The sequence below is a fragment of the Streptomyces noursei genome, from assembly GCF_016917755.1.
GTDB lineage: Bacteria > Actinomycetota > Actinomycetes > Streptomycetales > Streptomycetaceae > Streptomyces > Streptomyces yunnanensis.
This window is the reverse complement of the sequence record NZ_CP070326.1, coordinates 7,504,638-7,529,597: the sequence shown is the minus strand read 5'-3', so window position 1 is coordinate 7,529,597 and position 24,960 is coordinate 7,504,638. Positions and strand designations below refer to the sequence as shown.

26 protein-coding genes and 2 pseudogenes are annotated in these 24,960 nt (G+C 69.0%); 17 read left to right on the top strand and 11 right to left on the bottom strand.

Features of this window, described 5'->3' with window-relative positions:
• Positions 1-386 precede the first annotated feature (386 nt).
• Positions 387-1,181, bottom strand: a complete 795-nt coding sequence (locus JNO44_RS32835; protein ID WP_205367475.1) for a CPBP family intramembrane glutamic endopeptidase — start codon at positions 1,179-1,181, stop codon at positions 387-389.
• A gap of 463 nt (positions 1,182-1,644) precedes the next feature.
• On the opposite strand from JNO44_RS32835, the gene JNO44_RS32830 reads away from it, so the two are divergent.
• Both JNO44_RS32830 and JNO44_RS32825 read left to right on the top strand, forming a co-directional pair.
• Complete coding sequence (locus tag JNO44_RS32830; RefSeq protein WP_205367474.1) at positions 1,645-2,139, top strand: hypothetical protein; 495 nt, start codon at positions 1,645-1,647, stop codon at positions 2,137-2,139.
• Positions 2,136-2,453: a transcriptional regulator gene (locus JNO44_RS32825; protein WP_240167757.1), complete on the top strand. Its 318-nt coding sequence runs from the start codon at positions 2,136-2,138 to the stop codon at positions 2,451-2,453. Before JNO44_RS32830 ends, JNO44_RS32825 begins: the two co-directional genes overlap by 4 nt.
• Positions 2,454-2,821: 368 nt before the next feature.
• Here the strand turns inward: JNO44_RS32825 and JNO44_RS32820 are convergent, their stop codons facing one another.
• The gene (locus JNO44_RS32820; RefSeq protein WP_240167756.1) at positions 2,822-3,550 is read right to left on the bottom strand and encodes a dienelactone hydrolase family protein; all 729 of its coding nucleotides are present in this window, start codon (positions 3,548-3,550) and stop codon (positions 2,822-2,824) included.
• A 425-nt stretch (positions 3,551-3,975) separates the two neighbouring features.
• Here JNO44_RS32820 and JNO44_RS43895 point away from each other — a divergent pair, with 425 nt between their 5' ends.
• From JNO44_RS43895 to JNO44_RS32810, 3 genes are all read left to right on the top strand, one after another.
• On the top strand, positions 3,976-5,271 hold the full coding sequence (locus JNO44_RS43895; protein ID WP_240167755.1) for a hypothetical protein: 1,296 nt from the start codon (positions 3,976-3,978) through the stop codon (positions 5,269-5,271).
• 90 nt (positions 5,272-5,361) lie between these two features.
• Entirely contained in the window at positions 5,362-6,192 is an 831-nt protein-coding gene (locus JNO44_RS43890) for an MDR/zinc-dependent alcohol dehydrogenase-like family protein (protein ID WP_240167754.1), read from the top strand.
• A complete protein-coding gene (locus JNO44_RS32810; RefSeq protein WP_205367473.1) occupies positions 6,165-6,980 on the top strand; it encodes an SDR family NAD(P)-dependent oxidoreductase in 816 nt (271 codons plus the stop codon). The genes JNO44_RS43890 and JNO44_RS32810 overlap by 28 nt, the downstream gene beginning before the upstream one ends.
• A gap of 279 nt (positions 6,981-7,259) precedes the next feature.
• On the opposite strand, the gene JNO44_RS32805 is transcribed toward JNO44_RS32810, so the two are convergent.
• Positions 7,260-7,754 (bottom strand): DUF1269 domain-containing protein, encoded by a 495-nt coding sequence (locus JNO44_RS32805; RefSeq protein WP_205367471.1) that lies wholly within the window; start codon positions 7,752-7,754, stop codon positions 7,260-7,262.
• 251 nt (positions 7,755-8,005) lie between these two features.
• Here JNO44_RS32805 and JNO44_RS32800 point away from each other — a divergent pair, with 251 nt between their 5' ends.
• Positions 8,006-8,413 (top strand): hypothetical protein, encoded by a 408-nt coding sequence (locus JNO44_RS32800; RefSeq protein ID WP_205367470.1) that lies wholly within the window; start codon positions 8,006-8,008, stop codon positions 8,411-8,413.
• A 241-nt stretch (positions 8,414-8,654) separates the two neighbouring features.
• Here the strand turns inward: JNO44_RS32800 and JNO44_RS32795 are convergent, their stop codons facing one another.
• Positions 8,655-9,074: a hypothetical protein gene (locus JNO44_RS32795; RefSeq protein ID WP_205367469.1), complete on the bottom strand. Its 420-nt coding sequence runs from the start codon at positions 9,072-9,074 to the stop codon at positions 8,655-8,657.
• Between the two features lie 244 nt (positions 9,075-9,318).
• On the opposite strand from JNO44_RS32795, the gene JNO44_RS32790 reads away from it, so the two are divergent.
• A complete protein-coding gene (locus tag JNO44_RS32790; RefSeq protein WP_205367468.1) occupies positions 9,319-9,528 on the top strand; it encodes a hypothetical protein in 210 nt (69 codons plus the stop codon).
• A gap of 218 nt (positions 9,529-9,746) precedes the next feature.
• A protein-coding gene (locus JNO44_RS32785) for an IS3 family transposase (RefSeq protein WP_205363243.1) occupies positions 9,747-10,927 on the top strand; the annotation gives its coding sequence in 2 pieces (ribosomal slippage) (positions 9,747-10,014 and positions 10,014-10,927; 1,182 coding nt in all).
• Here the strand turns inward: JNO44_RS32785 and JNO44_RS32780 are convergent.
• Positions 10,901-12,121 (bottom strand): pyroglutamyl-peptidase I, encoded by a 1,221-nt coding sequence (locus JNO44_RS32780; protein WP_205367467.1) that lies wholly within the window; start codon positions 12,119-12,121, stop codon positions 10,901-10,903. The two genes, JNO44_RS32785 and JNO44_RS32780, sit on opposite strands and share 27 nt — an antisense overlap.
• Positions 12,122-12,506: 385 nt before the next feature.
• Here JNO44_RS32780 and JNO44_RS45255 point away from each other — a divergent pair.
• Positions 12,507-12,602, top strand: a pseudogene (locus JNO44_RS45255) (hypothetical protein); the annotation flags it as partial.
• A 92-nt stretch (positions 12,603-12,694) separates the two neighbouring features.
• Here JNO44_RS45255 and JNO44_RS32770 read toward each other — a convergent pair.
• Positions 12,695-13,123 (bottom strand): VOC family protein, encoded by a 429-nt coding sequence (locus JNO44_RS32770; RefSeq protein WP_205367466.1) that lies wholly within the window; start codon positions 13,121-13,123, stop codon positions 12,695-12,697.
• A 91-nt stretch (positions 13,124-13,214) separates the two neighbouring features.
• Between JNO44_RS32770 and JNO44_RS45250 the strand changes: the two are divergent.
• Positions 13,215-13,400 (top strand): annotated as a pseudogene (locus JNO44_RS45250) (DUF4158 domain-containing protein); the annotation flags it as partial.
• 171 nt (positions 13,401-13,571) lie between these two features.
• On the opposite strand, the gene JNO44_RS32760 reads toward JNO44_RS45250, so the two are convergent.
• Positions 13,572-14,477: a LysR family transcriptional regulator gene (locus JNO44_RS32760; RefSeq protein ID WP_205367464.1), complete on the bottom strand. Its 906-nt coding sequence runs from the start codon at positions 14,475-14,477 to the stop codon at positions 13,572-13,574.
• An 80-nt stretch (positions 14,478-14,557) separates the two neighbouring features.
• On the opposite strand from JNO44_RS32760, the gene JNO44_RS32755 reads away from it, so the two are divergent.
• The gene (locus tag JNO44_RS32755; RefSeq protein WP_205367462.1) at positions 14,558-15,493 is read left to right on the top strand and encodes a DMT family transporter; all 936 of its coding nucleotides are present in this window, start codon (positions 14,558-14,560) and stop codon (positions 15,491-15,493) included.
• A gap of 438 nt (positions 15,494-15,931) precedes the next feature.
• Entirely contained in the window at positions 15,932-16,681 is a 750-nt protein-coding gene (locus JNO44_RS32750; RefSeq protein WP_205367460.1) for a VC0807 family protein, read from the top strand.
• Positions 16,682-16,911: 230 nt separating this feature from the next.
• Here JNO44_RS32750 and JNO44_RS32745 read toward each other — a convergent pair whose 3' ends face one another.
• Positions 16,912-17,859, bottom strand: coding sequence for an amidohydrolase family protein (locus tag JNO44_RS32745; protein WP_205367458.1), 948 nt, complete (start codon positions 17,857-17,859; stop codon positions 16,912-16,914).
• Between the two features lie 208 nt (positions 17,860-18,067).
• A complete protein-coding gene (locus JNO44_RS32740; protein WP_205367456.1) occupies positions 18,068-18,787 on the bottom strand; it encodes a sensor domain-containing protein in 720 nt (239 codons plus the stop codon).
• 410 nt (positions 18,788-19,197) lie between these two features.
• Here JNO44_RS32740 and JNO44_RS32735 point away from each other — a divergent pair, with 410 nt between their 5' ends.
• The 4 genes from JNO44_RS32735 to JNO44_RS32720 all read left to right on the top strand — a co-directional run bounded on the left by JNO44_RS32735 (position 19,198) and on the right by JNO44_RS32720 (position 22,199).
• Positions 19,198-20,004: a hypothetical protein gene (locus tag JNO44_RS32735; protein WP_205367454.1), complete on the top strand. Its 807-nt coding sequence runs from the start codon at positions 19,198-19,200 to the stop codon at positions 20,002-20,004.
• 225 nt (positions 20,005-20,229) lie between these two features.
• Positions 20,230-20,748 carry a helix-turn-helix domain-containing protein gene (locus JNO44_RS32730; RefSeq protein ID WP_205360206.1) on the top strand — a complete coding sequence of 173 codons (519 nt, stop codon included), beginning with the start codon at positions 20,230-20,232 and terminating at the stop codon, positions 20,746-20,748.
• A complete protein-coding gene (locus JNO44_RS32725; protein ID WP_205360203.1) occupies positions 20,712-21,341 on the top strand; it encodes a transposase in 630 nt (209 codons plus the stop codon). The genes JNO44_RS32730 and JNO44_RS32725 overlap by 37 nt, the downstream gene beginning before the upstream one ends.
• Positions 21,342-21,350: 9 nt before the next feature.
• Positions 21,351-22,199, top strand: coding sequence for a class I SAM-dependent methyltransferase (locus tag JNO44_RS32720; RefSeq protein WP_205367452.1), 849 nt, complete (start codon positions 21,351-21,353; stop codon positions 22,197-22,199).
• 299 nt (positions 22,200-22,498) lie between these two features.
• Here the strand turns inward: JNO44_RS32720 and JNO44_RS32715 are convergent, their stop codons facing one another.
• Positions 22,499-22,852 (bottom strand): hypothetical protein, encoded by a 354-nt coding sequence (locus JNO44_RS32715; RefSeq protein ID WP_205367450.1) that lies wholly within the window; start codon positions 22,850-22,852, stop codon positions 22,499-22,501.
• Between the two features lie 203 nt (positions 22,853-23,055).
• On the opposite strand from JNO44_RS32715, the gene JNO44_RS32710 reads away from it, so the two are divergent.
• Complete coding sequence (locus JNO44_RS32710) at positions 23,056-23,592, top strand: CbrC family protein (RefSeq protein ID WP_275695776.1); 537 nt, start codon at positions 23,056-23,058, stop codon at positions 23,590-23,592.
• A gap of 385 nt (positions 23,593-23,977) precedes the next feature.
• On the opposite strand, the gene JNO44_RS32705 is transcribed toward JNO44_RS32710, so the two are convergent.
• A complete protein-coding gene (locus tag JNO44_RS32705) occupies positions 23,978-24,940 on the bottom strand; it encodes a phosphotransferase family protein (RefSeq protein WP_205367447.1) in 963 nt (320 codons plus the stop codon).
• Between the last annotated feature and the right edge of the window lie 20 nt (positions 24,941-24,960).

The window sequence follows — 24,960 nt, the reverse complement described above, 5'->3', positions numbered from 1 at the left end:
TTCCGAACGATCACCGACTGAGCCGCCGCGCCGGAGGCGGACCTCCATCTGTTGTCCATGGCCGGGCAGGTGCCCGGTTGCTGATCACGTCGTTCCGGTGACCACGCCCAGCCGTTCCTGGCGCGCTGGGCGGTGGGCGCTGTTCTCCGTCGCCGCCGTCAGTTGCGCGGGGCTGCGGTGGTCTTCCTGCGGGGGAGCCGTTTCCGTTCGGCCTCCCCGTGGCCCAGCCGTTGTCGTCCGCGGCGTCGGCCGTCGGCCTGCGGTCCGCCGTGGCCCAGCTGCGCAGTGGGGCTTCGTCCGGCCCAGTCTCTGCTTGAGCATGCGGAAGGCGTGCTCGATGTCGGAGTCGTCGACCGTGGGCGGCATCCCCTTGGCCGGTCCGGATCTCACGGTACGAGGTTCAGCAGGAGGGCGATCGTGCCGAACGTCCCCAAGAGAAAGTTCGTGCCGGCGTGCATCCCGATCGACACCCGCAGATCCTTCTTCCGCCAGACGGACCAGGGCCCCGGGAGAAAGAAGATCACCCTGGAGAGGAACCCCCACGGCGTCCACAGGTGGTAAAGCGAGAACAGCACCGTGCTGACCACCGGTGCCCACCGGCCCATCCGGGGTAGACGGGCCATCAGAAAGCCACGGAAGTAGAGCTCCTCGATCAGCGGGAAGGCCAGCCCGGTCAGCGGAATGCACGCCGCCAGCGCGATAACCATGACCGAGTGCGGGTATCCGGCGAGGACGTCGGTGGGTCCACCGCCCGCGCCCTCGAACGGAACCCACCGAAACAGCAACCGGTAGAAGAAGTTGTCCATGGGCATGAGCGCGGTCGACACCACCAGGAACCAAAGGATCAGGGGGATGACGATGGTGACGAGTTTCCGGCGCGGCAGTGGCTTGTCCAGGTAGTGCACCACGCCCCGCAGCGAGAACCGGCCGTTGCGCCGGCGGCCCAGCCACAGCAGTAGGCCGAGCTCGAACGGCACGAGAGCCAGGAGCATGGCGACCGCCCAGCCCAGGAACGGCGGATAGCCGATGGACGTGACCAGCGGTTCGGCGATGAGCAGGTAGACGGCGACGATCAGGGCTCCGGGGGCAAGGTGCAGCGCGATGGACAGCGGCAGGCGATGGCGGTCGGCCAGCAACCGTTCGACGATTCGGCTCGGTCGAGCACCTGCTGTGGTGGACATGGGCTTCCGTGTGGGTTCCATGCAGGGGACGATCGCCCGGTGCGCGGACATGGCGCTGACATGGTGCTGACATGGCGCTGGCGCGGCGCTGGAATGGTGCGAATGCGGCGCTGATGTGGCGCCGATGTGGTGCGGGCCGCGAGTCGCGTCAGGGTCTGCTCCGCAGTCAGGTCGGTCCGGGCCCGGTCCCAAGGGCCCGCAGGTACCGGCGCCGCCCACAGCGGCACCCCCGCGGTCGGCCGAACCCATGGCGCTCCGCGCGCCTGCGCCGACGCGATCAGCGGTGAGCGCGGTGGGGCGCGGCGCCCCCCCCGACATCCGGTGCGCGCGCGACCTCTCCGTCCACCGCGCTGGGCATCGTCATTGCGTGTACGGGGGTGCGCGGTGCGCCGGGCGCCATTAACTTTCCGTGACGGAAAGCGGCGTCTTGCCATGTTGGAAACACGCGGCTAGTGTTTCCAACATGGAAACCGACGAGGCTATCCGCCCCACCCCACAGCAGGCCCGCGCCACCCTGGCCGAACTCGAACGCGTCCAGGCATCCACCGCCGCCCTGTCCGCCACCCCCTGGCCACGCTGGTTCGCCACCGTCCTGACGCTCTACATCGCCGCCATCCCGCCGGTCTACGGAGGCATGACGGCAAGCACCCAGTGGCTGCTGCCGAAGTCCGCCTGGAGCACCGTCTTGGTGCTCGCCACCGCGGGGTACCTGGCACTGTTCGCCTTCGCCGCCGCCACCTGGCGCAAGAAGACCGGTGTCGCGCTGCGCCTGGACGTCCTGCCCAAACGCGCCACGCTGCCGCTCGCGATCGGGTTGCCCGCCCTGCTGATCGGAGCAGTGGTCGCCTTCCGCAGCACCGGGCAGCCCGCATGGCTGTTCGCCGCCTCCGGCATCGGCGCCGCGGTCTCCATCGCCTTCCACCGCGCCTTTGTCCGCCTGCACCGGAAAACTGCATGAAGGCCGACACGCGTAGCGGCACCGGCGACCCCATGGACGGCTTCGACACCACCATCCACGCCCCGAACCGACTGCGCATCTGCGCTCTGCTCGACACCGCAGGCGAAGCCGAGTTCGCAGTGGTGCAGGAGCAACTCGATGTGTCCGCATCGGTGTTGAGCAAGCACGTCACCGTGCTGATGGAGGCCGGTTACGTCGAGCAGCGCAAGGCCGTGCGCAACACCCGCCAACGCGTCTGGCTGCGCCTGACCCCCGGGGGACGACAGGCATACCAGGCGCACCTCGCCGCCCTGCGCGCCATCGTCGGGCCCTAACGGGAACCGCGGTGCGAGCAAGCCGGACGAAGCATCAGGACGCCCCGGAGGCGCACCATGACGCCGAGACCACCTCGGCGATCAACGCGCCTGGGAGCCCCGGTCGCCGGCCCGCGAACCGGTAGGCATTGACACCCCGAGAGGGTGACCGAGTGCGAACCGACAGCACCTGCACACGAGTTTGGGCAGCACTCGAAGCTCTGCAGAAAACGAACATTCCATGGCTTCGGGCAGCGCGGGCCCCTGCCGAGTTGGCAGGGGCCCGCGGTGTAGAGAACCGAGGAGAGAGCCGGAGCCGGGACCTGTCCTCGACGAGCGGCGCCCTGGCCGACAGCGCTACCGTCTGCTGCCGGCCGGACGGCTCGGCTCTACTTCAGGTGCCGGCCGAAGAACCGGTCCCCGTCTTCCACTTCGAACCACGGGGTACCGGTGTGCCCGCCCAGGTTGGCGTGCAGCGTCTTCTCCTTGGTGCCGAAGGCGTCGAACAGGTCCAGGGCCCGCTGCCGGGGGTTCCCTTCGTCGTCCCACTGCAGCAGGAACAGCAGCGGAATGGTGACCTGCCGGGCCTCCTCGCGCTGGGCGTGGGGCACGTAACCCCCGGCGAAGAATCCGGCGGCCGAGATGCGCGGCTCGAGCACCGCCAGCCGAATGCCGAGGGCGGTCCACCCCGAGTACCCGACCGGACCGTCGATCCCGGGCAGCGCAAGGAGGGCCTCCAGGGCGGCCTGCCATTCCGGGACCGCCTTTGCGACCAGCGAGCCGACCAGGGACTCGAAGATCTCGTCGAGCGGCTCGCCGGCCTGCATCGCCCGGCGGAGGTCGGCGCGAGCCTGCTCGTCGGCGGCGGAACGGGGCCGGTCACCGCACCCGGCGGCGTCGATGGTGGCCACCGTGTAGCCGTACGCCGCGGTGTGCCGGGCCCGGGCCACCAGCCGGGATTGCTTCCTGGGCAGGCCGTTGTTGTGGGCCATCAGGATCAGCGGGGCCGGTGCGGGGGATTCAGGCGTCCACAGGGTGCCGGGGATCTCGCCGAGGGCGAATTCGCGCTCGAGGACGCCGTCGTCGAGACGCTGTTCGGAAGTGAAGTCAATGGCCATGGTCATGCCTTTCGGGAGTGCTGTTGAACGGCGCTCCCGGACGACCTATCGCCCGACCGTGACCCCGGAGGAGAGCACCCACGTCAATACGTTCACGGGTACCACCTCGTCGTTCTCTCGCACGGCCTCCGGAAACGTAGCAGCGGTCGCCGTGGTCCGCCAAACGGTTTTTGCACGAGCCCGGTGGCCCGATGCCACGCAGTCGGAACACTACGCAGAGCATCCTGGAGCCTCATCACGGCCTTCCGAGGCGAAGCCCTGCGGCGCGGCGGGCGCGCTGGGCGCTGTCATTTCCCATGGACATCGAACACGACGCGCCGCCGACGCCTCCCCTCCCGCGTGCAGGTGCCGTCGGCTCGCGGACCCAGACAACCGACAGCACCATCCCACCCTCTCCCCCTGTGACCAACCACATGGGGGAGACCATGAACTGGACCAGACCGGTGGGACTTGCCGCGGCCGGTCTCGCGCTGTGCGGCTGCGCCCATACGGCAAACGGGAGCGGGTCGACGCAGAACCCGAGGGCGTCCACCCACAGCACGCACCAGACTGCGAACAAGCCCGCAGGCAACCGCGCCAGCGCACCGACCCGCACCCCCTTCACGACCGTGTTGGAGCTGACAGGCAATCTCGACGCCCGCCCCGGGCAACTGGTCGGCATCCGGCTCGATTTCCTCACCCGCGCCCAGGGCCGTGACGCGGTGACGGCCCACTCGCCGGCGTTCGGCGAGCCCGTACCGCTGCGATGGCAGGACGACGACTCCTACAGCGCCACGCATCCGCTGGCGATGACGGACAAGCCCGGCTGGTACCCGCTCAACGTCTCCGTCGCAGGCCATACCGTCGCCCGCGACAGGATCCACGTCCTGCCTTCCCAGCGCCCTTCCTTCACCGTCACCTTCGCATCGGAGGTGGCGCGGCCCGGGGAACTGCTGTGGCTGAACTTCGACGACCTGTACCCCGGTGAGCGGGGCACCGACTTCACCGTGCGATCCACGGCCCTGCACCAGCCCGTTCGACTCGTCCACGACGAACGGTACGACCTCTCCAACCCCCGAACATTCTCCGCCAGCACGGAGCTCGCACCCGGACTCGCCGACGGCACGTACACCTTCACGCTGTACGGCCCACACGGCCACCGCATCACCCAGAAGCCTGTCACGATCCGCGCATCCCGCCCCGGCGACGCCGACTACCTCGGCAAGGCACACGGCCCCGACCTCTACGACCCGACGATCGGCTACGCCGATGCCCCCCACGGGCACGACTTCACCGTCGGCCCCGCAGGGCGGGTCGCGGTCATGTGGCACGACGCGGTCCCGGACCCGGGCGAGGAGACGCGGCTGACCGCCACCTCCCCGGCGTTCACTCAGGTACTCCACCTCCACCGCGACGACAGCAAGTCCGCCGACGGCGATGACCCGCGTTACCTCAACACGGCCACCATCCGTACCGGCCTCAAACCGGGCCGCTACCCCGTGACGATCGCCGCCCACCACCACCGCGTCATAAAGGTCGGCTACGTGACAGTCCGACCGACGCCCTGCTGCGGCGCGGCGGCCACGCCGTGCGCATGCCCGACCGGCAACCCCCCGTTCGTGCCTGGCATGGATGCCGCCGGAGTCATCGACCAGCTCGACCCGGGACCGACGCCCGCCTCGCCATGGGCCAACCGGTGGTCGCCATGGTGCTGTTCACCAGCGCGCACGGCGGAGCCTTAAGCCGAGCACGTCGTCGTGCCCGCCGCCTCGGTGGTGCCGGCCCCGAGGGGGGTGGACTTCCCCGCGGCATCCACCGTGCTCATGAACGCCATGACCGCGCGCCTTGCCTTGGACGCGCTGGCCGTGCCGCCTGGCGGGACCATCGCCGTGACCGGTGCGGCCGGTGCCGTCGGGGGGTACGCGGTCGAGCTGGCCAAGGCCGGCCAACTGACCGTCATCGCGGACGCCACCCCACACGATGCCCACCGAGTACGAGGATTCGGCGCCGACAACGTCGTCGAACGCGGCCCCGAGGTCGCCGCCCGCATCCGAGCGCTGGCGCCTGAGGGCGTTGCCGGTCTCGTGGACGGTTCCCTGCAGACCACCGAGATCACGCCCGCCGTCGCCGACGGCGGGCCCCTGGCCGAGCTGCGCGGCTGGCCCGGCCCGGCCGCTTGGTCGGTCGTCTGGTTCTTCTGCCTGGTGGGCAGCCGGCACTGGTGGTGCGCTGTCGGGCCGCTCGCCGCAGGCATGCCGCCCGTTGTGCCGTCCAACGGAGTGCCGCCGCTGCGCCGCCCCGGTCGGACGGCGTGCTGCTGCGAAACTCTGCCCAGGCTGTCGGCCGGCCGCCCCGCTCATCGTCGGTGCGCCGCCCGGCCGCGGTCGTTGATCTGGGGCGTCGTCCTCAGGCGCTGGCGGAGCTCCGGCCGGTCTGCCACCACATGCTCGTCCTGTCTGCTGTCTGCTGTCTGCTGTCTGCTGTCTGCTGTCTGCTGTGCGCTGTGCGCTGTGGTGAGGCGCTGTGCCTGTCGCGGTGTCGACGGCAGTGGCATCCGGTCGGCCCGACGATGCCGGCGCTTCGTATGCTTCAGTGCGGGGAACCGGAAGTTGACCACCTTCGGAGGCGAACGACCATGTCGGAACAGCGTGTTGTCTTGGTGACGGGCGGAGGAACAGGAATCGGGGCCGCAACGGCCCGGCTGCTGCGCACCGCCGGGCACCACGTCGTGATCTCCGGGCGGCGGCCCGAACCACTGCGCCAGGTGGCCGAGGAGACCGGAGCACTGGCCCACCCCTCCGACGCCGCCGACCCCCAGGCCGTGCGCGAGCTCGTCGAGGCGGCGGTGACGGCCTACGGGCGGCTGGACGGTGTGGTGCTCAACGCCGGAATCGGGCGGGGCGGCGCGGTCGGCGACACCGCGGTCGAGGACTGGGAAGCGCTGATACGGACCAACCTCACGGGCCCGTTCCTGCTGCTGCGTGCCGCGCTGCCGCATCTGCTGGAGACCCGCGGCGCGGTGGTCGCGGTCGCCTCGGTCGCCGCGCTGCGCAACAGCGTCGGCAACGCCGCCTATGCGACCTCCAAGGCGGGTCTGCTCCACCTGTGCCGCTCCTTCGCAGTCGACTACGGGCCGCAGGGGCTGCGGGCCAACACGGTGTGTCCGGGCTGGGTGCGTACCGAGATGGCCGACCAGCGGATGGCGCGGTTCGCGACGGAGGCGGGGCTGGCGGGCGGTACCGAAGCGGCATACGAGGAGGCGAACCGGCTGACTCCCGCCCGGCGGCCGGGTGATCCGCAGGAGGTCGCCGAGGCGATCGACTGGCTGCTGTCGCCCGCCGCGTCCTACGTCAACGGGGCCGTCCTCACCGTCGACGGCGGCGTGACCACGGTCGGCGCCGGCGGTGCCGCCTTCAACCACCGGATCGAGGCCCGCACCCCGCGCCCGTAGCGGACTCCCGACGGGAGGCCGAGCCCGGACGGCACCCAGCGCCAGCCATGCTCGACGCCGGGGATTTCCATGCCCCCGGCGCGAGCGAGGCGGCGGCTGACCTCAGCCCACCCCGACCCATCCCCACAGGGCGTACTGCCTCCGGCCGATCGGCTGGAAGCAGACCGGGTGCCGGGCAGAGCCATCACACTCGCCGTCCGGCATCCGAGTGCACGACCCGGCCCCGGACGCTGCGCCACGGGGAAAGGGCAGCGCCGGGGCCGGTGAGCTGGGCCCGGCCTAACGCCTCTGTGCGATGGCCTCCTCCACTTCTTTGCGGACCTCTCTCGCGGGATAGCGCGCGGCCGTCCCGTACGGGGCGAGCAGTCCGTCGGCGAGTGAGGGATCGTCCTCCACCAGTTCGGCTACCAGCACGGTGCTTCCCGGCGGCACTTCCGCCGCCAGCATCTCCAGCGCCGCGTTGGCTGCGGTCGCCTCGCGCGCGTCATGGGCACCGCCAATCAGCCCGCCCGCGCCGAAGCCGATCATGACGCCGAGCGGGCCGCCGAGGATGCCCAGGAGCCCGCCGATCAGGCCGCCGACGGCGAAGGCCCGGGCGGTACCGGTGGTGTCGACGGCGTCGGGGAAGTCGAGGACGCCGTCGGCGTCGCGCGCGACGACCGCCGCCTCGCGCAATTTCACCTCGCCGGTGGAGTGCGCCTGCCGCAGCGCGTCGAGCGCCTGGTGGCCGGCCTGCGGGTCGTCGACGTTCAGGAAAAGGATGTTGTCGTTCATGATGTCCACTGTTGGCGCTCCCGGCCCTTGGCGCACGCCAGCGGGGCCTGCCATGCCGAGTGGGCCGGTGCGTCGTGCCCCCTGTCAGTGGCGGACCGGCGAGGACGACTCCGGCGCCAACTCTGACCGACTGGACGCGGCCTTCCAGTGGCACCGGGGGAGTCGCGCCCCCGAGCGTTGCCCGCATGGCATGGCGTCCATCTGACGTGGGACCAGCACGACGGGTGGCGCCTCACCCATGGGCTCGGCGGATGGCCCCCGGCCCGATCTGCGGGCAGACGTTGGGCTGGAAGTCGGCCGGCTTCGAAGTCGGCCAGCTGACCTGGAGGGATGCCGAGGCGTCGTGGCCTCAGCTCCTGGAGACCGGCAGAGCTCGGGTGCACGACCCCGACTCGGTTGGCGTAGTCATCTGCGGTCCGGGGGAGGCCGAGCTGTCGGTTGTGCTGTTCCGTGGTGGCTGGGCCGATGTGGACTTCGTAGCCAGTCTCGACGACTACGGTTCCCTGCCTGTCTCGGGCATCGCCTCAGTGTCGGATTTCGAGACCCGGATGAATCAGTGGTTCGCTCGTGTCTGCGGCGTCTGCGGCGTCTGCGGCGTCTGCGGCGTTTTCGGCGTCTGCGCGTCTGCGCGTCTGTGCGTCTGCGGCGGCGCTCAGTGAGCGCCGGTCCGTCTCAGCTCAGCTGGCAGCCTGCTGTCCGGCTCAGGCCCGGGGAGTGGCGAGGCGGCAGTAGTCCCTCGGTGGGGAACTCCGCGTAACTCCCCAACTCCCCACCAACAGCACCATTTTCCCCGCCCGAGCGTTCGACCAGACGCCGGACCAAGTTGCCTCGTACCTGCAGCGGGCGTGGAAGCTGGCGTCGCAGATGACGGCGCCCCAGTGGCTTCAAGACGGTGGGCCCTCACTGTCGTGGGAGATTTCTCATGGCGTCCTCGCAGCCGCGGACCCAGTCATCGAGGTGTTCCCGCGCGACGCCCTGGGTGAACTTCTCCTGGCGGGAGGCGAGACGGCAGTCGATGCCGGCAGTCCAGCCGGAACGGGTGAAGGCGGAGGCGGGCGGCGTCTGTCCCGTGCGGGTACTGTCCGTGGGCGTGGTGGGCGTGGTGGGCGTGGTGGGCGTGTTGGGGAAAATGCGCTTGGTGTGCTCCTTGGCGGTGAGTCCTCGTCGCATGGTGGTGAGCCACTGGTATCCCTGCCGGTACTCCGCGGCCCCAACAGCGCCGGTGCCGAAGACCGTGGCTTCCAGGATCGTTACGGTGAGTGCCACGGCAGTGATCGCCGCGACCGTGCAGATCAGTGCCGTGCGCATCCTGCGCGTCATGGTCGATTCCCCCTTGGCAGCCGGGAAACGATACCCCCGGCGCCGAGTTGCCCCTGGCTGATGGCCAGATGACCGCTACCGGCCCTCCCGCCTGAAACTCCAGCCCGGCCCTGCGGGCCGCGAACGGCCGAGGCCCTCCACACCTGCTCACCGGCTGCGTATCGACCACGTGCCCCATCGGATGCACCCTGTCCTCGCAGGGGCCCTCTCCGGCACCACCAGTTGGTAAGTACGCTTGGTACACGTGAAGCAATACAACCAGCGCGGCACCGATGCGCACACCTATACCGTCCTCGCCTTGACTCTGATCGGCACCGCCATCGGCGGCTTTACCTTCAGCGCCGTCTCGCAATGGCAAGGAAAACTCCTCGCACTGATCATCTTGATCGGTTGGGGACTCGGCGTCCGATGGTGGAGCCGCACCCGGCCCCACCACACCAGCGACACCCACTAACCTCGCGACGCGACGGGAACACGGGCGCGGACGACGTCACTTCAGTGCCGAATTCGCCGCCACCCTCAGGACCGACCGCAGCTGCGCAATGATGTCCAGCCGGTTCTGCACGAACTGCGGATCCGTGATCTTTCCGGTCGCCGGATCGGGGGCGTTTCCCCTTGATCGTGGACACCCTGATCATTGGATTGTGATGATCCATAGGACAGGAGTTCCCGTTGGGGACGTCGAAGTACGCGCCTGAGTTCCGGGCTGATGCCGTCGCGCTGTACCACTCGAGGCCGGGTGGGACGTATGCGTCGGTGGCCAAGGACCTGGGCGTCAACCACGAGACGCTCCGCACCTGGGTGCGGGATGCCGAGCAGGCTGCCCAGCCCGGGGCCGTGGAGGCCACCGCGATGGAGAAGGAGAACCGGCAGCTGCGAGCGCGGGTCAAGGAACTCGAACTCGAGCGGGAGATCCTGCGGAGGGCCGCGAAGTATTTTGCGGCGGAGACCAGCTGGTGAGCAGCCGCTTCCAGTTCGTCGACGATCACCGTGACGCCTTCGGCGTCAAGCGGCTGTGCCGGATGCTGCAGGTCTCTCGGTCCGGCTTCTACCGGTGGCTGGCCGGCGCGGAAACGCGGGCCGGCCGGAGAAAGGCGGACGCCGAGCTCGCCGAGCGCATCGCCCGGATCCACCGGGAATCGGACGGCACCTACGGAGTCCCGCGCGTCACCGCCGAGCTGAAGGATGCTGGGAGGCCGGTCAACCACAAGCGTGTCGAGCGCGTCATGCGCAAGTTCCGCATCGTCGGGCTGCATTTGCGCAAGAAGGTGCGCACCACCATTCCCGAGCCCTCGGCGACGCCGGTGCCGGACCTGCTGCGGCGCGACTTCACCGCCCAGGCGCCGAACACCAAGTACGTGGGGGACATCACCTACCTCCCTGTTGGAAATGGCCAATTCCTTTATCTGGCAACGGTGTTGGACCTGCACTCGAAGCGGTTGGCAGGCTGGTCGATCGCCGACCACATGCGCACCTCCCTGGTCACCGACGCACTGAGGGCCGCCGCGGCGGCCCGTGGCACCGGCGGCCTGCGAGGGGCGATTTTCCACAGCGACAACGGGGCGCAATATGTGTCGAAGGAGTTCGCCCTGGTCTGCTCGGCGCTCGGCGTGACCAGGTCACGCGGCGCGGTGGGCACGAGCGCGGACAACGCCGCCGCGGAGAGCCTGAACGCGACCATGAAACGCGAGACGCTCCAGGGACGGAAGCGGTGGAACGGGGCCCGTGAGGCTCGCCTCGCGGTCTTTCGCTGGGCGACCCGCTACAACACCCGGCGACGGCACTCCCGCCTTGGCCAGATCAGCCCGATCGCCTACGAGCAGCGATCAACTACGCTGGCCACCGCCGCATGACAACCGGTGTCCACGATCAAGGGGAAAGCCCCCGGTGTTGCCGGCGCCGAACTGGAGCACCGGTGTGTGCACGTGCCCGCCTGGCAGCGTGTCGTGTAGGCCCAGCCGGTCGCGCAGCAGGGTCGCGCGGTAGGCGATCTCATTGGAGAGGTAGTTGCCGCCGCCGCCCTCACGAGCCGTGGAGCGCGGGGTGGGGCCGTCGGGGCGTACGACGGGTTCGGTGCTCCCGGCCGGGATCTCGGTGACCTCGGTGTGGTCATAGCTCGGGAACCGGCCGGTGCGCGCGGTCACCATCGCCTTGTAGGGGAGGGTGGTCGTCGTCCACTGCGGCTGTGTGGCCGGGGCGGCGACCGGAATGCTCCCAGTGCTGCTGATGTTGTCGTTGTCGGGGTACCCGCCGCGCCAGGCCCCGTTCGTCCGCTCGACGTCGAAGCGGCCCACCCGGCCCTGGCTCACCGTCGTGTACAGGTCGACCTTCGGCAGGTACGGCGCCAGCGTCCGTTCCACCGTCCCCTTCGCGAAGTCCTGCCAGCGCACCGGGAACGTAACGGCCTCGATGCGGGCCGGACCGGAGTTGGTCTGGATCACCGTGCCGTCGAGAGCGAGCGCGACGGCCCCGGACGGGTTGGAGATCCTGATGTCCCGGTCCAGTGTGAACGGGTCGAAGCCGGTGACGAGAATGCGCTTGATGCCCGTGGCGCGCGACGGGTAGCGGATGTCGCTCTGGCCCCGCGAGGTCCGCTCCAACTCTTCCAACAAGGTAGAGCGTTGCGCGTCACTGAGCCCGAAACCCGGCTCCCACCTGCGCACGTCCCGCGTCATCCCGAGCCGCGCCCAGTACAGCGGCCGGTCGTCGTCCCGACCGAGGTCGCCGCCCGCGGGGCCCCGTCCCTGCGCCCAGCCGACGGCGCGCCGCCACAGCGCCGTACCGTCCCGCACGACGATGCCGCGGGCCTGCTCAAAGGAGTGCGTCCGGGCCAGGTCGCGGACGAAGTCCGGGGCCACGGAGTCGAATCCGGAGCGTCGCAGTATCTCCTGCGGTATCGCCTTGTCGAGGCGCTGTTCCTCGACGGTCGGGGTCGGGGCGCCCTGAGCGGCCTGGGCCGCCGCCGCGGTCGCGGGTACCGCCAGGCCCGCCAGACCTGCCAGCAGGGCCATTCCGAGGATGCCGATCCGAACACGTAGGGAATTCAAGGGACTTGGGGTCCTTCCGTCGCTGTGGGGGCGTACGCGTACTGCCGGACCGCTGCAGTATCGCGTGACGGAAGTGGTCTACGCCATGGGTGGGGCTCAGGGGCCTCGAACTCATACTGCAACCAGGGACTGTGTGAGGTTGTGATCAATCACGGGTTTCGTTCCCGGGCAGGGCGGAATCTGGTAGGACGCCGCGTGTGACGCGCAGGCAACTCACCGATGACAGCGGAATGTGATCGAGGCGTACCTGCCGACAGATGAGTACCGCTGTACTCCGAGCGACTGCCGGACCAGCACGAGGGAGTGATCGGGCGGTTGGGTCGCACAGAACCGCTGGGGAGCGGCGGCAGGAACCGCGCCCCGGTGAAGGCGGCTGATCAGCGCGGTGTTCCGGCATTACGAGTCCAGGTCCGGCCAGCCGCTGCTGCACGACCACGCCGTCGTATCGATCAATGCACAGCACCCGGACGAGAAGGGAACCTGGGGGAACGTTTCCGTCGACGAATTCCTCGACGACATCGTGGCAGCGGGCTCCCTCTGCACCCTGACCTTCATAACTCCCGCCCCATACCTTCAGTCGATACAGAACTCGTTGCCCTCGATGTCCAGCATCGGGATGCACGAATCATTGCCGTCGTACAGCGTCTGCACGTGCACGGCGCCGAGCGGGACCAGCCGTGCGCATTCGGCCTCAAGTACGGCGAGGCGTTCTTCACCCACGAGTCCGGTGCCGACCCGTACATCAAGATGCACCCGGTTCTTGACGGCCTTCCCCTCGGGGACGCGCTGGAAGTACAGTCGCGGGCCCACACCTGAGGGATCAACGCAGGCGAACCATGAATCCCGCTCCTCAGGTGACTGCGAACGCTTGAAATCATCCCAAGTGGCGAACCCCTCTGGTGGCGGCGGTACGACGTACCCCAACACCTCGCACCAGAATCGAGCGAGGCGCTCAGGTTCTGCGCAGTCAAAGGTGACTTGGAACCTCTTGATCGCTGACATCGGTGCACCGTACCAAGGGGACTCGGGACTCCGCCGCCCATTTCCCCCAGGGGATCCGCCCGCGTCCCGTCGAGCTCTGGGCCACCTTTGGGACGACGTCGATCGGGATCTGATCGCGCTGCGGCGGACGTCGCACCACCAGCTCGGCTTCGCGGTGCAGATGTGCACGGCGAGGTACGTCGGCGGGGTCCTGGTGGATGATCCGCTGGACCTGCCGTGGTCGGTTGGACGTGCCGTGGTCGGTGGTCGAGCCCGGGCCGCACAGCTCGGCATCGAGGCCCGTAAGGAGCTCTGGACAACTCCGCGCAGACAGTCATGGGCGACAACTTCGCGCAGACAGTCACTGGCGAAGGCCGTCTGATCGCTACCAGCTGTTCCTCACTCGGCATGTGCACACCGATGCCGATGCCGATACCGATACCGGTAGCGATGCCGGTAGCGGTGTGGCTCAGCGGTCGTGGCCCTGGATCTGTGCGGCGGCGCGGTGCAACTTGGCAAGGACTGTTCGGACGGCGTTTCGGGCGGTGCGCTCGGGCCGGTGGAGGACGTCGATGTCGCGTCGGGCGTGTACTCCGCTCAGCGGCCTGAGGACGACGTCGGGGTGCGGCCGAGTGGTCCAGCGGGGCATCAGCGCGAGGCCGCCGCCGGCGGCGACGGCCACGGCGACTACCGCGAATTCGTTGATGCGGTGGACGATGTCGAGTCGGCGGTTGGCGACGCTGGCGATGGCCTCGATGGTGGACATCAGCGGGAAGCCGTCGTGCACCGTGATCCACGGCTGGTCCGCCACGTCCCGCGGCGTAAGCAGCGGCTTGGACGCCAGCGGATGGCCGGCCGGCAGGGCGACGTCGAGGGGTTCGCGCAGCAGCGTGGTGGAGGTCACGGTGCGTGGCCATGGCGGGCTGTGGTCGAGGCGGTGGGCGAGCACGAGATCGTAGTGACGGGTGAGGGCGGGGAAGCGGTCCTGGGCGACGTCCTCATCGGCGAGCGCCGGGCGGGGGCGTCCGGGGCCGACGAGGCTGCGCAGTAGGAGCGGAAAGAACGCGGACGCTGCGCTGTGGAACGCGGCCACCGACACGTCGCCGTCGGGTTGTTCGGCGAAGTCGGTGATCGTGTGCCGGGCCTGGGCCAGGGCGGTCTCGACCTTGATGGCCGCCGCGGCCAGGGCCTGCCCGGCGTCGGTCAGTACCACCCGGCGTCCGGCGCGCTCGGTGAGCGGGACGGGGATCGAGCGCTGCAGCAACCGCAGTTGCTGCGAGATCGCGGAAGGCGTCACGTGCAGTGCCTCGGCGACGGCGCTGACGCTGCCCAGGTCTCCCAGTTCGCGCAGGATGCGCAGCTGCCGTTCATCCACCCTGACAGTGTAGTGCCGCTACACCTCAGCTTTAGAAGTTGGTTATGGCCTTCAACGTACTGGTCAGGCAGCTTGGGGGCATGCATGTTGCCCGCCGCACCGATGCGGTACTTCTCCTGGTCGCGCTGGTCTGGGGTTCCAGCTATCTCGCGGCCAAGACCGCCACCGTCGCGCTCCCGGTCCTGGCGGTCCTGTTCGCCCGGTATGCGATCTCCGCGCTCGCGTGTGGAGCCCTGGTCGCCTCCCGCCGCCAAGGGCGCCGCTGGACCCGCGCGGAGGTCCGCGTCGGGTCGCTGCTGGGAGTCACCCAGGCGACCGTGCTCGTGCTGGAGACCTACGGGGTGGCGCATACCAGCGCCGCGAACGCCGGGCTCATCATCAGCCTGACCATCGTGCTGACACCGCTGCTGGACCGCACCGGCAGCCGGCGGCTGCCGCGGACGTTCTTCCTCGCCGCCGGACTCTGCGTGGTGGCCGTCGGGCTGCTCACTTCCAGTACGGGGCTGCACGCACCACGGCTCGGAGACGTGCTGATGCTCGCCGCCGCAGTCGTCCGGGCCGGGCACGTCGCTCTCGTCGGACGGCTCACCGTGGGCCGTCCCATGGACCCGCTGCACCTGACGACCGTTCAGACCATCATGGGCTCGTCACTGTTCCTGCCGCTCGCCTTCACCCACCTGACCGACCTGGTCCACAGCAGTGCCACCACCTGGGCCCAACTGATCTATCTCGCCCTGTTCTGCAGCGTGTTCGCCTTCCTCGCCCAGACCTGGGCCGTGCAAGGCACCTCCGCCAGCCGGGCCAGCCTGCTGCTGGGCACCGAGCCGATCTGGGCTGTCGCCATCGGGATCAGCGTCGGCGGCGAACGTCTCACCCTCTGGGCCGCTCTCGGCGCCGTGCTCATGATCGCCGGAACCTACTGGGGCCAGGCCATCGAACGCACCCACCGCACCACCACAGCAAGGACCGAGAAAGAAGACGAAGCGTGCCCCACAATGACACCCACCAGCGCCTGATCACCCTCTACGCGCGCTTCCTTCGGAGGCGGTGTACGTAGGCAACGGTCGAACGGCCACGGAGGCGAACAACAGGTGTCATGCCGCGGCCCCTTCCACACCCATGGCGACCAGCGGCCGGCGGGGCTGCGTTGGCCCGGAGCATAGGGGTCGACGGTCAACCGTGCCGTCGCCGTGGGGAGCCCTCTGCACGAGGCCGCCGACGACCAGGACGTCATCGATAGAGGTCCTTGCGGCGCGGGAGTGCCCTCTCCGGCCCGCACCCACCCGTACCTCCCCTCCCTTGCCAACCCCGAACCCCGAACCCCGGACCCCGAACGCCACTCTCGTGCTCGCAGGCCTTTGACCAGCGCGTTTCCGTGATAATCCTAAGCAGCTGCTGCGCACTTCGGATATGTCGCAGCCTTGCACCGGAAAGCTCATCAAGGGGGCCATCACATGAACACGCAGGCATCCAAGTCACCGGACCCGGCACGGAAGTTCCGGGCCCTCGCCCCGATGGCGCTCGACCTGGTCATCCCCATCGCAGGCTTCTACGTACTGCACCAACTGGTCGGCTTCAGTCAGGTCTGGGCGCTGACCCTCGCCGGCGCGGCGGGTGGCGTGTGGACGCTGATCCACACCATTCAGCGGCGCAAACTCGACGTCATCGGCCTGCTCGTCGTCCTGGAGATGGCGCTGACCGTCGCCTTGCTGTTCATATCCGACGATCCGCGACTGATCGCCGCCAAGCCGTCCTTCTACACCCTGCTCGCCGCCGTCTACCTGCTCCTTACCTGTGTCGCCGGGCGGCCCCTGGTCTATGTGGCGGCCACCCCCATGGCCACCGACGGCGACCCCGACCGCACCGTCGCCTATGAGCAGGCGTGGGAGCGCTCCCAGCCGTTCCGCGCTCGTGAGCGCATGGTGACGGCGGCGTTCGGTCTCGCCGCACTGGTCGACGCCGTGCTGCGCGTGATCGTCGTCTACAGCTTCGACGTCGACAAGTTCAACGAGTCGTTCCTGCTGTCCCAGTTGCCAGGCATCGTGCTGATCGTCGCCGTGCTGCTGTTCACCAAGTCCCAGATCAAGGTGCTGCACGGGCTCGTCGACGAGGTCCACGACCAACTGGCCGCTGAAGGCGTCATCGGCCCGCGCCCCCACGCCGGCCAGCACACCGCCCCGGCGCTGAACGAGGCCACACGATGAGCACGCGTGCCGCCGTGCTCAGCCCGCCGCTGCGGACGAGGAGCAGCGTCTCTCGGGCAGTTCGGGAGGCGCGGACGAACGTCAGTGGGCCGCAGTATCGATGAGCTCGGGCTCTGTCACACTGCCTGAGCTGTAGCGGTCGCTCGGACCGCAGGACCGCACGCGCGCTCTTGCGGCGCCGGGGACCGGAAACGGAGCATCAGCCACCGCGCCGGTCCCCGAACCAGGTCTCAGATGCCGAACAGCCGCTCAGCGTTGGTGTGCGCGACTTTGTGACGGTCCTCGGGGCTGAGCGGAGCGGTTTCCAGGAACGCGGCGTGCTGGGCGGGGTCCCCGAAGGGGTAGTCCGTGGCGAACATCAACCGATCGGCTCCGAACACCGTCAACGCACACTGCAGCGGGGCCACGGTGGTGTACCCGCTGATCGTGAGGTGGACGTGGGAGCGCACCGTGTCGGCGACGGACTCGTGCCCCGGTCGCAGTCGGCTCAGGACCGAGTCGGCGCGCAGCAGGGAGAACGGCAGATTCTCCCCCATGTGTCCGACAACGACCTGCAGGAGTGGATGCCGGTCGAACACCCCGCCCAGCACCATGCGCAGCACATGCATGCCGGTCTCGACGTGCCAGCCCCACCCCGCGGTCATCAACAACGCCGCGGCCGCCGGGTCGAGGCCCGCTCCATAGGACTCGGCGACGGCAGCCGGTGGATATGTCGGGTGCAGGTACACGGGAACCCCGAGTTCCTCCGCTGCCGCCAGGACCGGGGCGAACTCGGGGCCGTCGAGGAACCGGCCACCGGTGTGGCCGTTGATGATGAGCCCGCAGAACCCCAGGTCGCGCACCGCGCGGAAGGCTTCAGCCGCAGCGGCCTCGGGGTCGGGCATGGGCAGACTCGCCAGCGCACGGAATCGCCCCGGGTACTGACGGACCGCCTCGGCCGCACGGTCGTTGAGCGCCCGCGCCAGGTCGGCAGAACGCGCCGGGGCCACCTCCTGAGCGGCCGGAGCCACCACTGACAGCACCTGGATGTCGATGCCGGCCGCGTCCATCACCGCTACCCGCCCGGCGCCGAGATCGGCCAGCGGGTCCACCGCCGCGGGCGGCAGCCCCTGGGCGGCCATCACCTCTCGCACGTGCTCGGACGGCAGGAAGTGCTCTTCAACAGCGATCAGTCGCATGCGCCTCTCATCTCACACGTCTCGGAACAGCCCGACGGATCTGACACTTCGGCAGGGGGCAGTGGCGCGCTCACGGGACTCGACCACGATCGCTCCTGCCGACCTTCGCGGCCGTCCGCTCCCAGAGCAGGCGGCCGTCGTCGTCTGCACCCACCAACCGGCACGTCCCGGACAACTACACGACGCATCGCCCCAGCACCCTCGGGTATCAGCGACCCAGTACCGCTCGTGCCAGCTTGGCCTGGGCGCGCAGCGCGTACGGTCCGATCCAAAGGCCCAGCAGGAGCCACACCACGCCAAGTCCGGCCGCCCAGTTCGCCGAGCGGGCGCTCTCCAGCCGGATGAAGCCGTACCAGCTGTTGTCCCAGGTGGAGACCCACGGGTCCCACAGGACCGGCATCAGGACACCGAAGAGGCCCAACGCGAACAGTAGGAGGGGGACAACCGCGAGGAACCAGCTGGCAACGAGGGAGACCTGGGCCCAGGCCCAGTCCCGCCAGGTCGAGCGCCGGCTCAGCACCCTCAGTGCCCCCTTCACCAGCCCAGGGACGCCGGGAGTGTCGGCGGCCCCATCCAGCGCACCAGGGTGCCGCTCCCACGAGCCGGCTCCCTTGCTGGGGCCAACGCCGTACCACCGCTGGCCCAGGCGGAGCTGGCAGTCGGCCAGCCCTTTCAGCGCCTTCGCCACCAAGGGGACCAGTGCGAACCCGACCCAGATGAACAGCGTGGTGATCGCGGTGATCAGCAGCCAGGAGACCACAGTCGCCGTCCATCCCAGGAGCATCAGCACCAGTCCGCGCCACGGCGCGAGCAGCCCGCCGATCAGCCCCCCGCCCCGCCGCGCCCGCCGGGCCTGCGCGTCGTCATCGTGCTCGGCCTGCCCGGGCGCTCCTGGCCGCGTGGCCGCCCCCACAGTCCCATCCGGCATGCCTGTGCCCCCTGCCTTTCCGTCGTCTGCAAGAACGGGAGGTCAGAACCCGTTCTTTGATCATTCTCGCAGGTGGCAGAAGCCGGAGCACGGGGGCTATCCCCCGTATCCGCCTGTGACGTGCCGCAAGTCGCGCTGGCGGCTATTTGACCGACTCGGGGTCCGGCTCATCGGCAGGGGTGCCTTTCTTCCTTGAGCGACCTGGTGCTGCCCCTCCAGCTCCGGGAGCGACCGAGGCCCCCCAACCACATCACCCTGCGCATCCGCGCTCGACTCGGCTCAGTCCCAGTTGCATCGGCCGCAGCACCGCGCTCCGGACAGCTGCGCCGACCGTCTCCACACTCCCGACAGCCGTTCCCTGCCCACTCGACCCCGACCGCCAACACCGTGCCGAGCAGCTCCAGAGCCGGATGGCCGAGGCACAGCAGGCTGCCGAGTGTGCCCGTCAAGCTGCCAGCCGTGCGACGCAGACCGCCGAAGTCGCCCATGGCCTTGCCAGCGACGCCGACCGAGCCGTACTGGGGGCCTCGGCCCCTGCGCAAGCCTTCACCCAGGACGTGATGGCGCCGCAGCAACAGGCTGCCCTTGAAGCCGAGGCCGCTGTGCGGGAGCTTGCCACGCGACTGGAACCGAATGCCTGGCAGCTTCGGGAACTTGCCGAACTCATCGACCTACGGGACGAACTGCCGCACCTGGAAAGGGACAAGGAGCGCGCCGAGGCTGCCTACACCGCCGCACGGCAGGACACCGACCAGATCGTGAAACAGGGCACTGACCGGTGGTCCAACCACCTGCTCCGGCGGATGCAGGCATGCGACCCGGAGACCACCACCGCCTCCATCGGCCCAGAAGACTTCTCCGTCCCCCTCAACGGCAGCCCATTCGACGCCCGGGCCGTCGTAGGGCACGGCATGACCCGCACCAACGTCAGCACTTGGCTGGCACTTCGCGACCCCGCGCGGGAAGTGCCAGCCATGCCTGTGCCCCAGTTCCTGATCGTCGACAGTCCCTCCACGGGCCTGGACAGCAGCACCGTGGACCAGCGGACCGGGACAGCTCTGCTCAACAGCCTCACCCCTGATGCGGCGCCAGCGTCCACCAGACGGGGAGTGCGTGGCCAGCAACCGCACCCCGATCCTCTGACTCGGGGGCGCCGGCTCCTTCCCGACGGCAGTCGAGCGCTGCTTCAGTACCTGTTTTTGATCTGGCACCGGTGACGAGCTGGTGGACGATTCATGGAGCCGACACGATCGATGGTGTGACGGATCCAGATGACCGATTCCAAGGGGGTGAGTGGCCGCAGACGGTCAGTGCGCGCATGACCGGCTGGCCGCGCATGAACCTGGCTCCCCTCATCCGGCCCCTCGGAATCGACCGTCTAAGCGGTCTTGGTGAAGTGTGGTGCTGTTTGGGTATGTGCCATACCAGGAGGGGGGTTTGGAATGGCAGGACCGTTGTGGGTGGAGCTCTCGTCGGAGGATGAGGCGGAGTTGGGGCGGCGGTTGAGGGCTCGGGACTTGCCGGTGAATGAGCGGGTGCGGTTGGAATGCGTGCGGCTGTCGGCCCAGGGCCGCAACGCTCCCGAGATCGCGTCCATTGTCGACCGGCATGTGGTCACCGTGCGCAAAGCTCTGCGCCGGTTCCTTGACGGAAGTTTCGAGGCCCTGGCCGACGCGCCCCGGTCGGGCCGGCCGCCACGGTGGACGCGCGAGGACCTGGACGCGCTGGAGGCGATGCTGGATACCGCGGCGGCTGAGGGGACCACGTGGACGCTGCCCGCTTTGGCGGAGTGGCTGCGCCGAGAGCGTGGGGTAAATGTCGATTCTTCCTGGCTGTCGGTGCTGCTGCACCGGGACGGTTTCCGCTGGAAACGTACCCGCGACAGTCTGCGGCACAAGGCCGGCCCGGCCCTCCAGGCCGCCGCGTGGGAGCGGCTGGAGGGCCTACGGCTGTACGGCTGAGGGCCGAAGCCGGTACCGAGGATCTGTACTACCTGGACGAGTCCGGGTTCTCTCCGACCCTGCCCACCGGTTTCACCTGGGCCCGCACCGGTGTCCGCGCTGTCGTCAAGCGGGAGGACACCAAGAACCGGCGGGTCAACGTCCTGGGAGCACTGAGCGAGAGCGGGCCAGGCCCCGAACTGGTGTGGAGGGCCGTCGACCACAAAATTGACGCTTCGATGGTTCTCGACTTCGTCTGCACGCACATCGCACGCCTGCCCAAAGGAACGGACAGTCTCACTGACCCGCCGCCTGGTTGGCGGCGGGTCAGACCGTGCACGATCGTCATGGACAACGCCCAGATCCACCACGCCAGACTCTTCAAGGGACGGCGTGAAGAACTGGAGGCCATCGGCGTCCACCTGTTCTACCTCCCACCGCGATCGCCGGAGCTGAACCTCATCGAGCGCATATGGCGCTCAGTGAAGTACCAGGACATGCCCGTCCGTGCCTACACCAGCACCACCGCACTACACACCGCCGTCGACCAGGCAATGACCCGACGGGCAACAGCACTGACACCAACCACAGAAGACTTGCTCAAGACCGCTTAGGCTGGCGCAATGACTGATGAGCAGGAGCGGGTGCAGCCGTCGGGAGTGTGGGCCACGGCGGTGGGGGTGGCCCGGGTGCGGGCGTTGGAGACCGAGCGGGAGAACGCGCTGTTCCGCGACCCACTGGCACAGGCATTCGCCACCGCCGGCGGCCTGTGGCCCTCCTCGCCGCCGCCCGATGACGAGGCCGCGCGACGCCGCCGGCTGGCCGTGTCGTTCTCCATCGTCGTCAGGACGAAGTTCCTTGACGACGTGTTGCAGCAGGCATCTGCGTCCGGGGTCCGGCAGGTCGTGCTGCTCGGCGCCGGCATGGACAGCCGGGCCTTCCGGATGGACTGGCCCGAGGGCACCCGGCTGTTCGAGGTCGACACCGCCGCGCCACTGGACTTCAAGGCATCGGTGCTGCGCCAGGAGCGTGCCGTCGCATGCTGCGAGCGGGTCACCGTCGCGGTGGATCTGCGTGAGGACTGGCCAGGCGCGCTGGCCGCCGCAGGGCACGACCCGGCGGTGCCGACCGTGTGGATCGCCGAAGGACTGCTGATCTATCTGCCCGAGGACGCGGTGGAGCTGCTGATGGCCCGGATCAGCGCGCAGTCGGCGGCAGGCAGTCGGATGGGGCTGACGTTGGGTTCGCGCGGCGTGATCGAGCGCTTCGGCGCGGACGCCGTGCCGGGATCGGCGGCGTCCATGTGGGTCTCGGAGATGCCCGACGACCCGGTGGGCTGGCTGGCCGGGCACGGCTGGGAGGCCGAAAGCCACACCCTGCGCGAGCGCGCTGCCGCCTACGGCCGCCCGATCGACACCCCGCCGCAGCGCGAGGAGCGGTCCGGCGGACTGATCTCGGCGGTCCGCCGGTAGAGCACCTCCCGGTTCCTTAGACGGTTGATTCCAAGGGGTCTGATGAGGGGAGCCAGGTTCGTGCACGGCCAGCCGGTCCTGCACGCACTGGCCGCCTACGACCACTGAACCCCTTGGGATCGCTCATCTAGAGGTTGACGACGCATCGACGCGCTGGACGACGCATCCCTGCGAAACCTTCCGGACGCACCACCAGGGAGTGCCGTTGCCCCCGCAGGCGGGACGCACATGCCGGCGTCACCGCTGTGCCGGAACCACCGGCTGCGGGGCCATCGGCCCGGTGCTGTCGCCGGTCTTTCTCACACTTGGACGCCCACCCACACCACGGTGGTGTTTCCGGGCACCCCGGAGTAGTTGTCGCAAAGGTCGTCGAGGTACTTGGTGTGCGGGGTCGGGACGTCGGGGTTCTCCTTCCACTGGTAGGCGCCGTTATCCACTCCGTTGACGCGGCAGACGGTGACGACGTCGGTGATGTAGACGTCCTTCTCGGACTGGAAGCAGTGTTCGCCGTCGTTGTTCCAGACCTGGATGGCGGGTTGGCCTCCGCACGCGATGCGTCCGTGCTCGACGGCCATGGCGCTGCCGGTGGTCAGCCCGGCTGCGAGCACGGTGGCCGCCGCGATCGTGAGGAGTTTCAACGTGGGTGATGCCATTGTGCGTTCCCCGTTTCTCGTTTTCAGCGCCGTCGGATGAGGCGGACGCCGACGCACTGTCTAGCAACGGGGAGGACGGACACTGCGCGATTTCACCATGCCTTGACAAGTGGAGTTGGCGGTGGTCTCTGTTGGGGCAGGCCGGCGGAGTCCGGGCGGCCGCACGATCCGTCCGAACCTTACGGCTGTTACGGTCGCTGGTTGTGACCGATTCGCTTCCGGAATTCCCTTACCATCCCCATCCCATGACCACTGGCGCAGTCGTGGCCTCCGACATCCTTTGTGTCTGCTGTGGGCGAGGGCGCGGGTACATCTACACCGGCCCCGTCTATGCAGTCGATGATCTTGACGATCGGCTGTGCCCGTGGTGTATCGCTGATGGAAGCGCCGCTGAGCAGTACGAGGCTGATTTCGTAGGGGGTCTCATCGGCGACGACGTGCCGGTCGAGGTGTTCATGGGAATTGCCGGCCGTACGCCGGGATTTCCCGGCTGGCAGGAACCTCAGTGGTTCTTCCACTGCGGTGACGGTGCGGCCTTCCTGGGCGCGGTCGGGGCGGCTGAGCTGGAGGACTATCCCGACGCAGTAGAGGTGCTGCGGCGGGAAGCCAGCAGCTGGGGGTGGTCGGCAGCCCAGGTTGAGGACTACCTCAACGCCTTGGACAAAGACGGCCAGCCCACTGCCTACCTCTTCCGATGTCGAGCCTGCGCAACTCACCTCGCCTACTCGGATTTCACATAGATCGCGCACCAGGGTGAGGCCATCGTCTTGTTGGTGATCGGTGGGGTGGCCGAAGCTCAGGGCACCGCTGTGTGAGCGTCATTGCCACAGACGTGGCCCCGGCCCGGCCGACTGGACCCCTGCAGGCCGTGTCTGGAGCGTCGGCTCGACGCAGGCTGTGCGAGCGTGCCCCTCCTGCATCGCGGACTCCGCGCCGAGTGCGCCTCCGTCACCTATCAGATGGTCCGCGTCTCGGCTCCATGCTCCTTGGGCGGTTTGACGCCGTCGACGCCGGCCAGCGCCGCTCGGTCGTCTGCTGGCCCCGTGATTCCCCGGGGTCTGCTCGATTCATCCCTTGGTTGAGTGGTGAATGATGAGGTCGGGCCGTGCCCCGGGCTGTTCTGGCTCAGCCCAGCGTGTCCATCAGGGCGGTGACGTAGGCATCCAGCCGCTCTTCCACGGCTCGTGTCGTCAGCTCTGTCCTCCCCGCCTCTCGCCATGGCTGCGTCACCTGCTGCACTTCTTCTGAGCACGCCAACCCGTCCCGCACCTGCCAGTACAGCCGCTCGCTCGCGGCCTCGGCGAGCATCCCGCCGGCCTCCTCATACGCCTCGGCGAACCGCAGACCCCACGCCGGGCCGTGCAGCAGCGCGAGATTGGTGGAGCAGTGCGCCACATCGAGATCAGAGGGGCCCCAGGAGGTCGCGGCCCAGTCGACGACGCCGGTGATCCGGGCACCCGTCGGCCTTGCGGGCGGCACGTCGAACAGCACGTTGCCGGGTTGGAAGTCCCGGTGCAGGAACCGCCCTTCATAGGGTGGCGCGGGGTTGCGGATCACGTCGATCGCGGCGGCCCATGCCGCCTCGTCGGCGCCCTTGGGAACCACGACGGTGTCGGCGGTCGTCAACGCCACATACTCCCGGGGCCGTTCGGCGGGGCGCAACGCGTGGATCGCCACGAGTTGACGGGCCAGCAGCGGAATGCGCGTCTCCACTGCCTCGTCGTCGAGGACCGTCCGGCCCACCAGATGTGTCATCAGGAGCGATGGATGCTCGCACTGCGCGGCGGTCGGATCAACCGCGACCAGTTCAGGAGCCGGCACGCCGGTCCCCGCCAGCAGCGGCAGGGCGCCGGCCTCCCTGTTCAGCCAGTCCGCGGCGTGCTCCACGTAGAACGGGTCGACGAAGCTCCGCAGCACCAGGTCACGGGTGCGTCCGTCCCGCGTGCCGATGGTCAGCCGCCGCATTTCGGCAGTGATGCCCCCGCGCAGCGCCTCGGTCCTGACGATCCGTTCGCCGGCCTTGAGGTGCCGACTCACCCAAGCCAGGGTCAACGGTCGGACAGTCGCCGCCTCATCGTGGTCGGTCACCGTGCCACCTCATCATCCGG

Excerpts from the sequence above, each read along its gene's own strand:
- JNO44_RS32755 (WP_205367462.1), top strand. The coding sequence starts at position 14,558 with ATGCATGTTGCCCGCCGCACCGATGCGGTACTTCTCCTGGTCGCGCTG.
- JNO44_RS32820 (WP_240167756.1), bottom strand. The coding sequence starts at position 3,550 with ATGGCCATTGACTTCACTTCCGAACAGCGTCTCGACGACGGCGTCCTC.
- JNO44_RS32810 (WP_205367473.1), top strand. The coding sequence starts at position 6,165 with ATGTCGGAACAGCGTGTTGTCTTGGTGACGGGCGGAGGAACAGGAATC.
- JNO44_RS32745 (WP_205367458.1), bottom strand. The coding sequence starts at position 17,859 with ATGCGACTGATCGCTGTTGAAGAGCACTTCCTGCCGTCCGAGCACGTG.
- JNO44_RS32740 (WP_205367456.1), bottom strand. The coding sequence starts at position 18,787 with ATGCCGGATGGGACTGTGGGGGCGGCCACGCGGCCAGGAGCGCCCGGG.
- JNO44_RS32715 (WP_205367450.1), bottom strand. The coding sequence starts at position 22,852 with ATGGCATCACCCACGTTGAAACTCCTCACGATCGCGGCGGCCACCGTG.
- JNO44_RS32770 (WP_205367466.1), bottom strand. The coding sequence starts at position 13,123 with ATGTCAGCGATCAAGAGGTTCCAAGTCACCTTTGACTGCGCAGAACCT.
- JNO44_RS32825 (WP_240167757.1), top strand. The coding sequence starts at position 2,136 with ATGAAGGCCGACACGCGTAGCGGCACCGGCGACCCCATGGACGGCTTC.
- JNO44_RS32800 (WP_205367470.1), top strand. The coding sequence starts at position 8,006 with ATGGCCCCCGGCCCGATCTGCGGGCAGACGTTGGGCTGGAAGTCGGCC.
- JNO44_RS32735 (WP_205367454.1), top strand. The coding sequence starts at position 19,198 with ATGGCCGAGGCACAGCAGGCTGCCGAGTGTGCCCGTCAAGCTGCCAGC.
- JNO44_RS32750 (WP_205367460.1), top strand. The coding sequence starts at position 15,932 with ATGAACACGCAGGCATCCAAGTCACCGGACCCGGCACGGAAGTTCCGG.
- JNO44_RS43890 (WP_240167754.1), top strand. The coding sequence starts at position 5,362 with ATGACCGCGCGCCTTGCCTTGGACGCGCTGGCCGTGCCGCCTGGCGGG.
- JNO44_RS43895 (WP_240167755.1), top strand. The coding sequence starts at position 3,976 with ATGAACTGGACCAGACCGGTGGGACTTGCCGCGGCCGGTCTCGCGCTG.
- JNO44_RS32720 (WP_205367452.1), top strand. The coding sequence starts at position 21,351 with ATGACTGATGAGCAGGAGCGGGTGCAGCCGTCGGGAGTGTGGGCCACG.
- JNO44_RS32835 (WP_205367475.1), bottom strand. The coding sequence starts at position 1,181 with ATGTCCACCACAGCAGGTGCTCGACCGAGCCGAATCGTCGAACGGTTG.
- JNO44_RS32730 (WP_205360206.1), top strand. The coding sequence starts at position 20,230 with ATGGCAGGACCGTTGTGGGTGGAGCTCTCGTCGGAGGATGAGGCGGAG.
- JNO44_RS32830 (WP_205367474.1), top strand. The coding sequence starts at position 1,645 with ATGGAAACCGACGAGGCTATCCGCCCCACCCCACAGCAGGCCCGCGCC.
- JNO44_RS32795 (WP_205367469.1), bottom strand. The coding sequence starts at position 9,074 with ATGACGCGCAGGATGCGCACGGCACTGATCTGCACGGTCGCGGCGATC.
- JNO44_RS32805 (WP_205367471.1), bottom strand. The coding sequence starts at position 7,754 with ATGAACGACAACATCCTTTTCCTGAACGTCGACGACCCGCAGGCCGGC.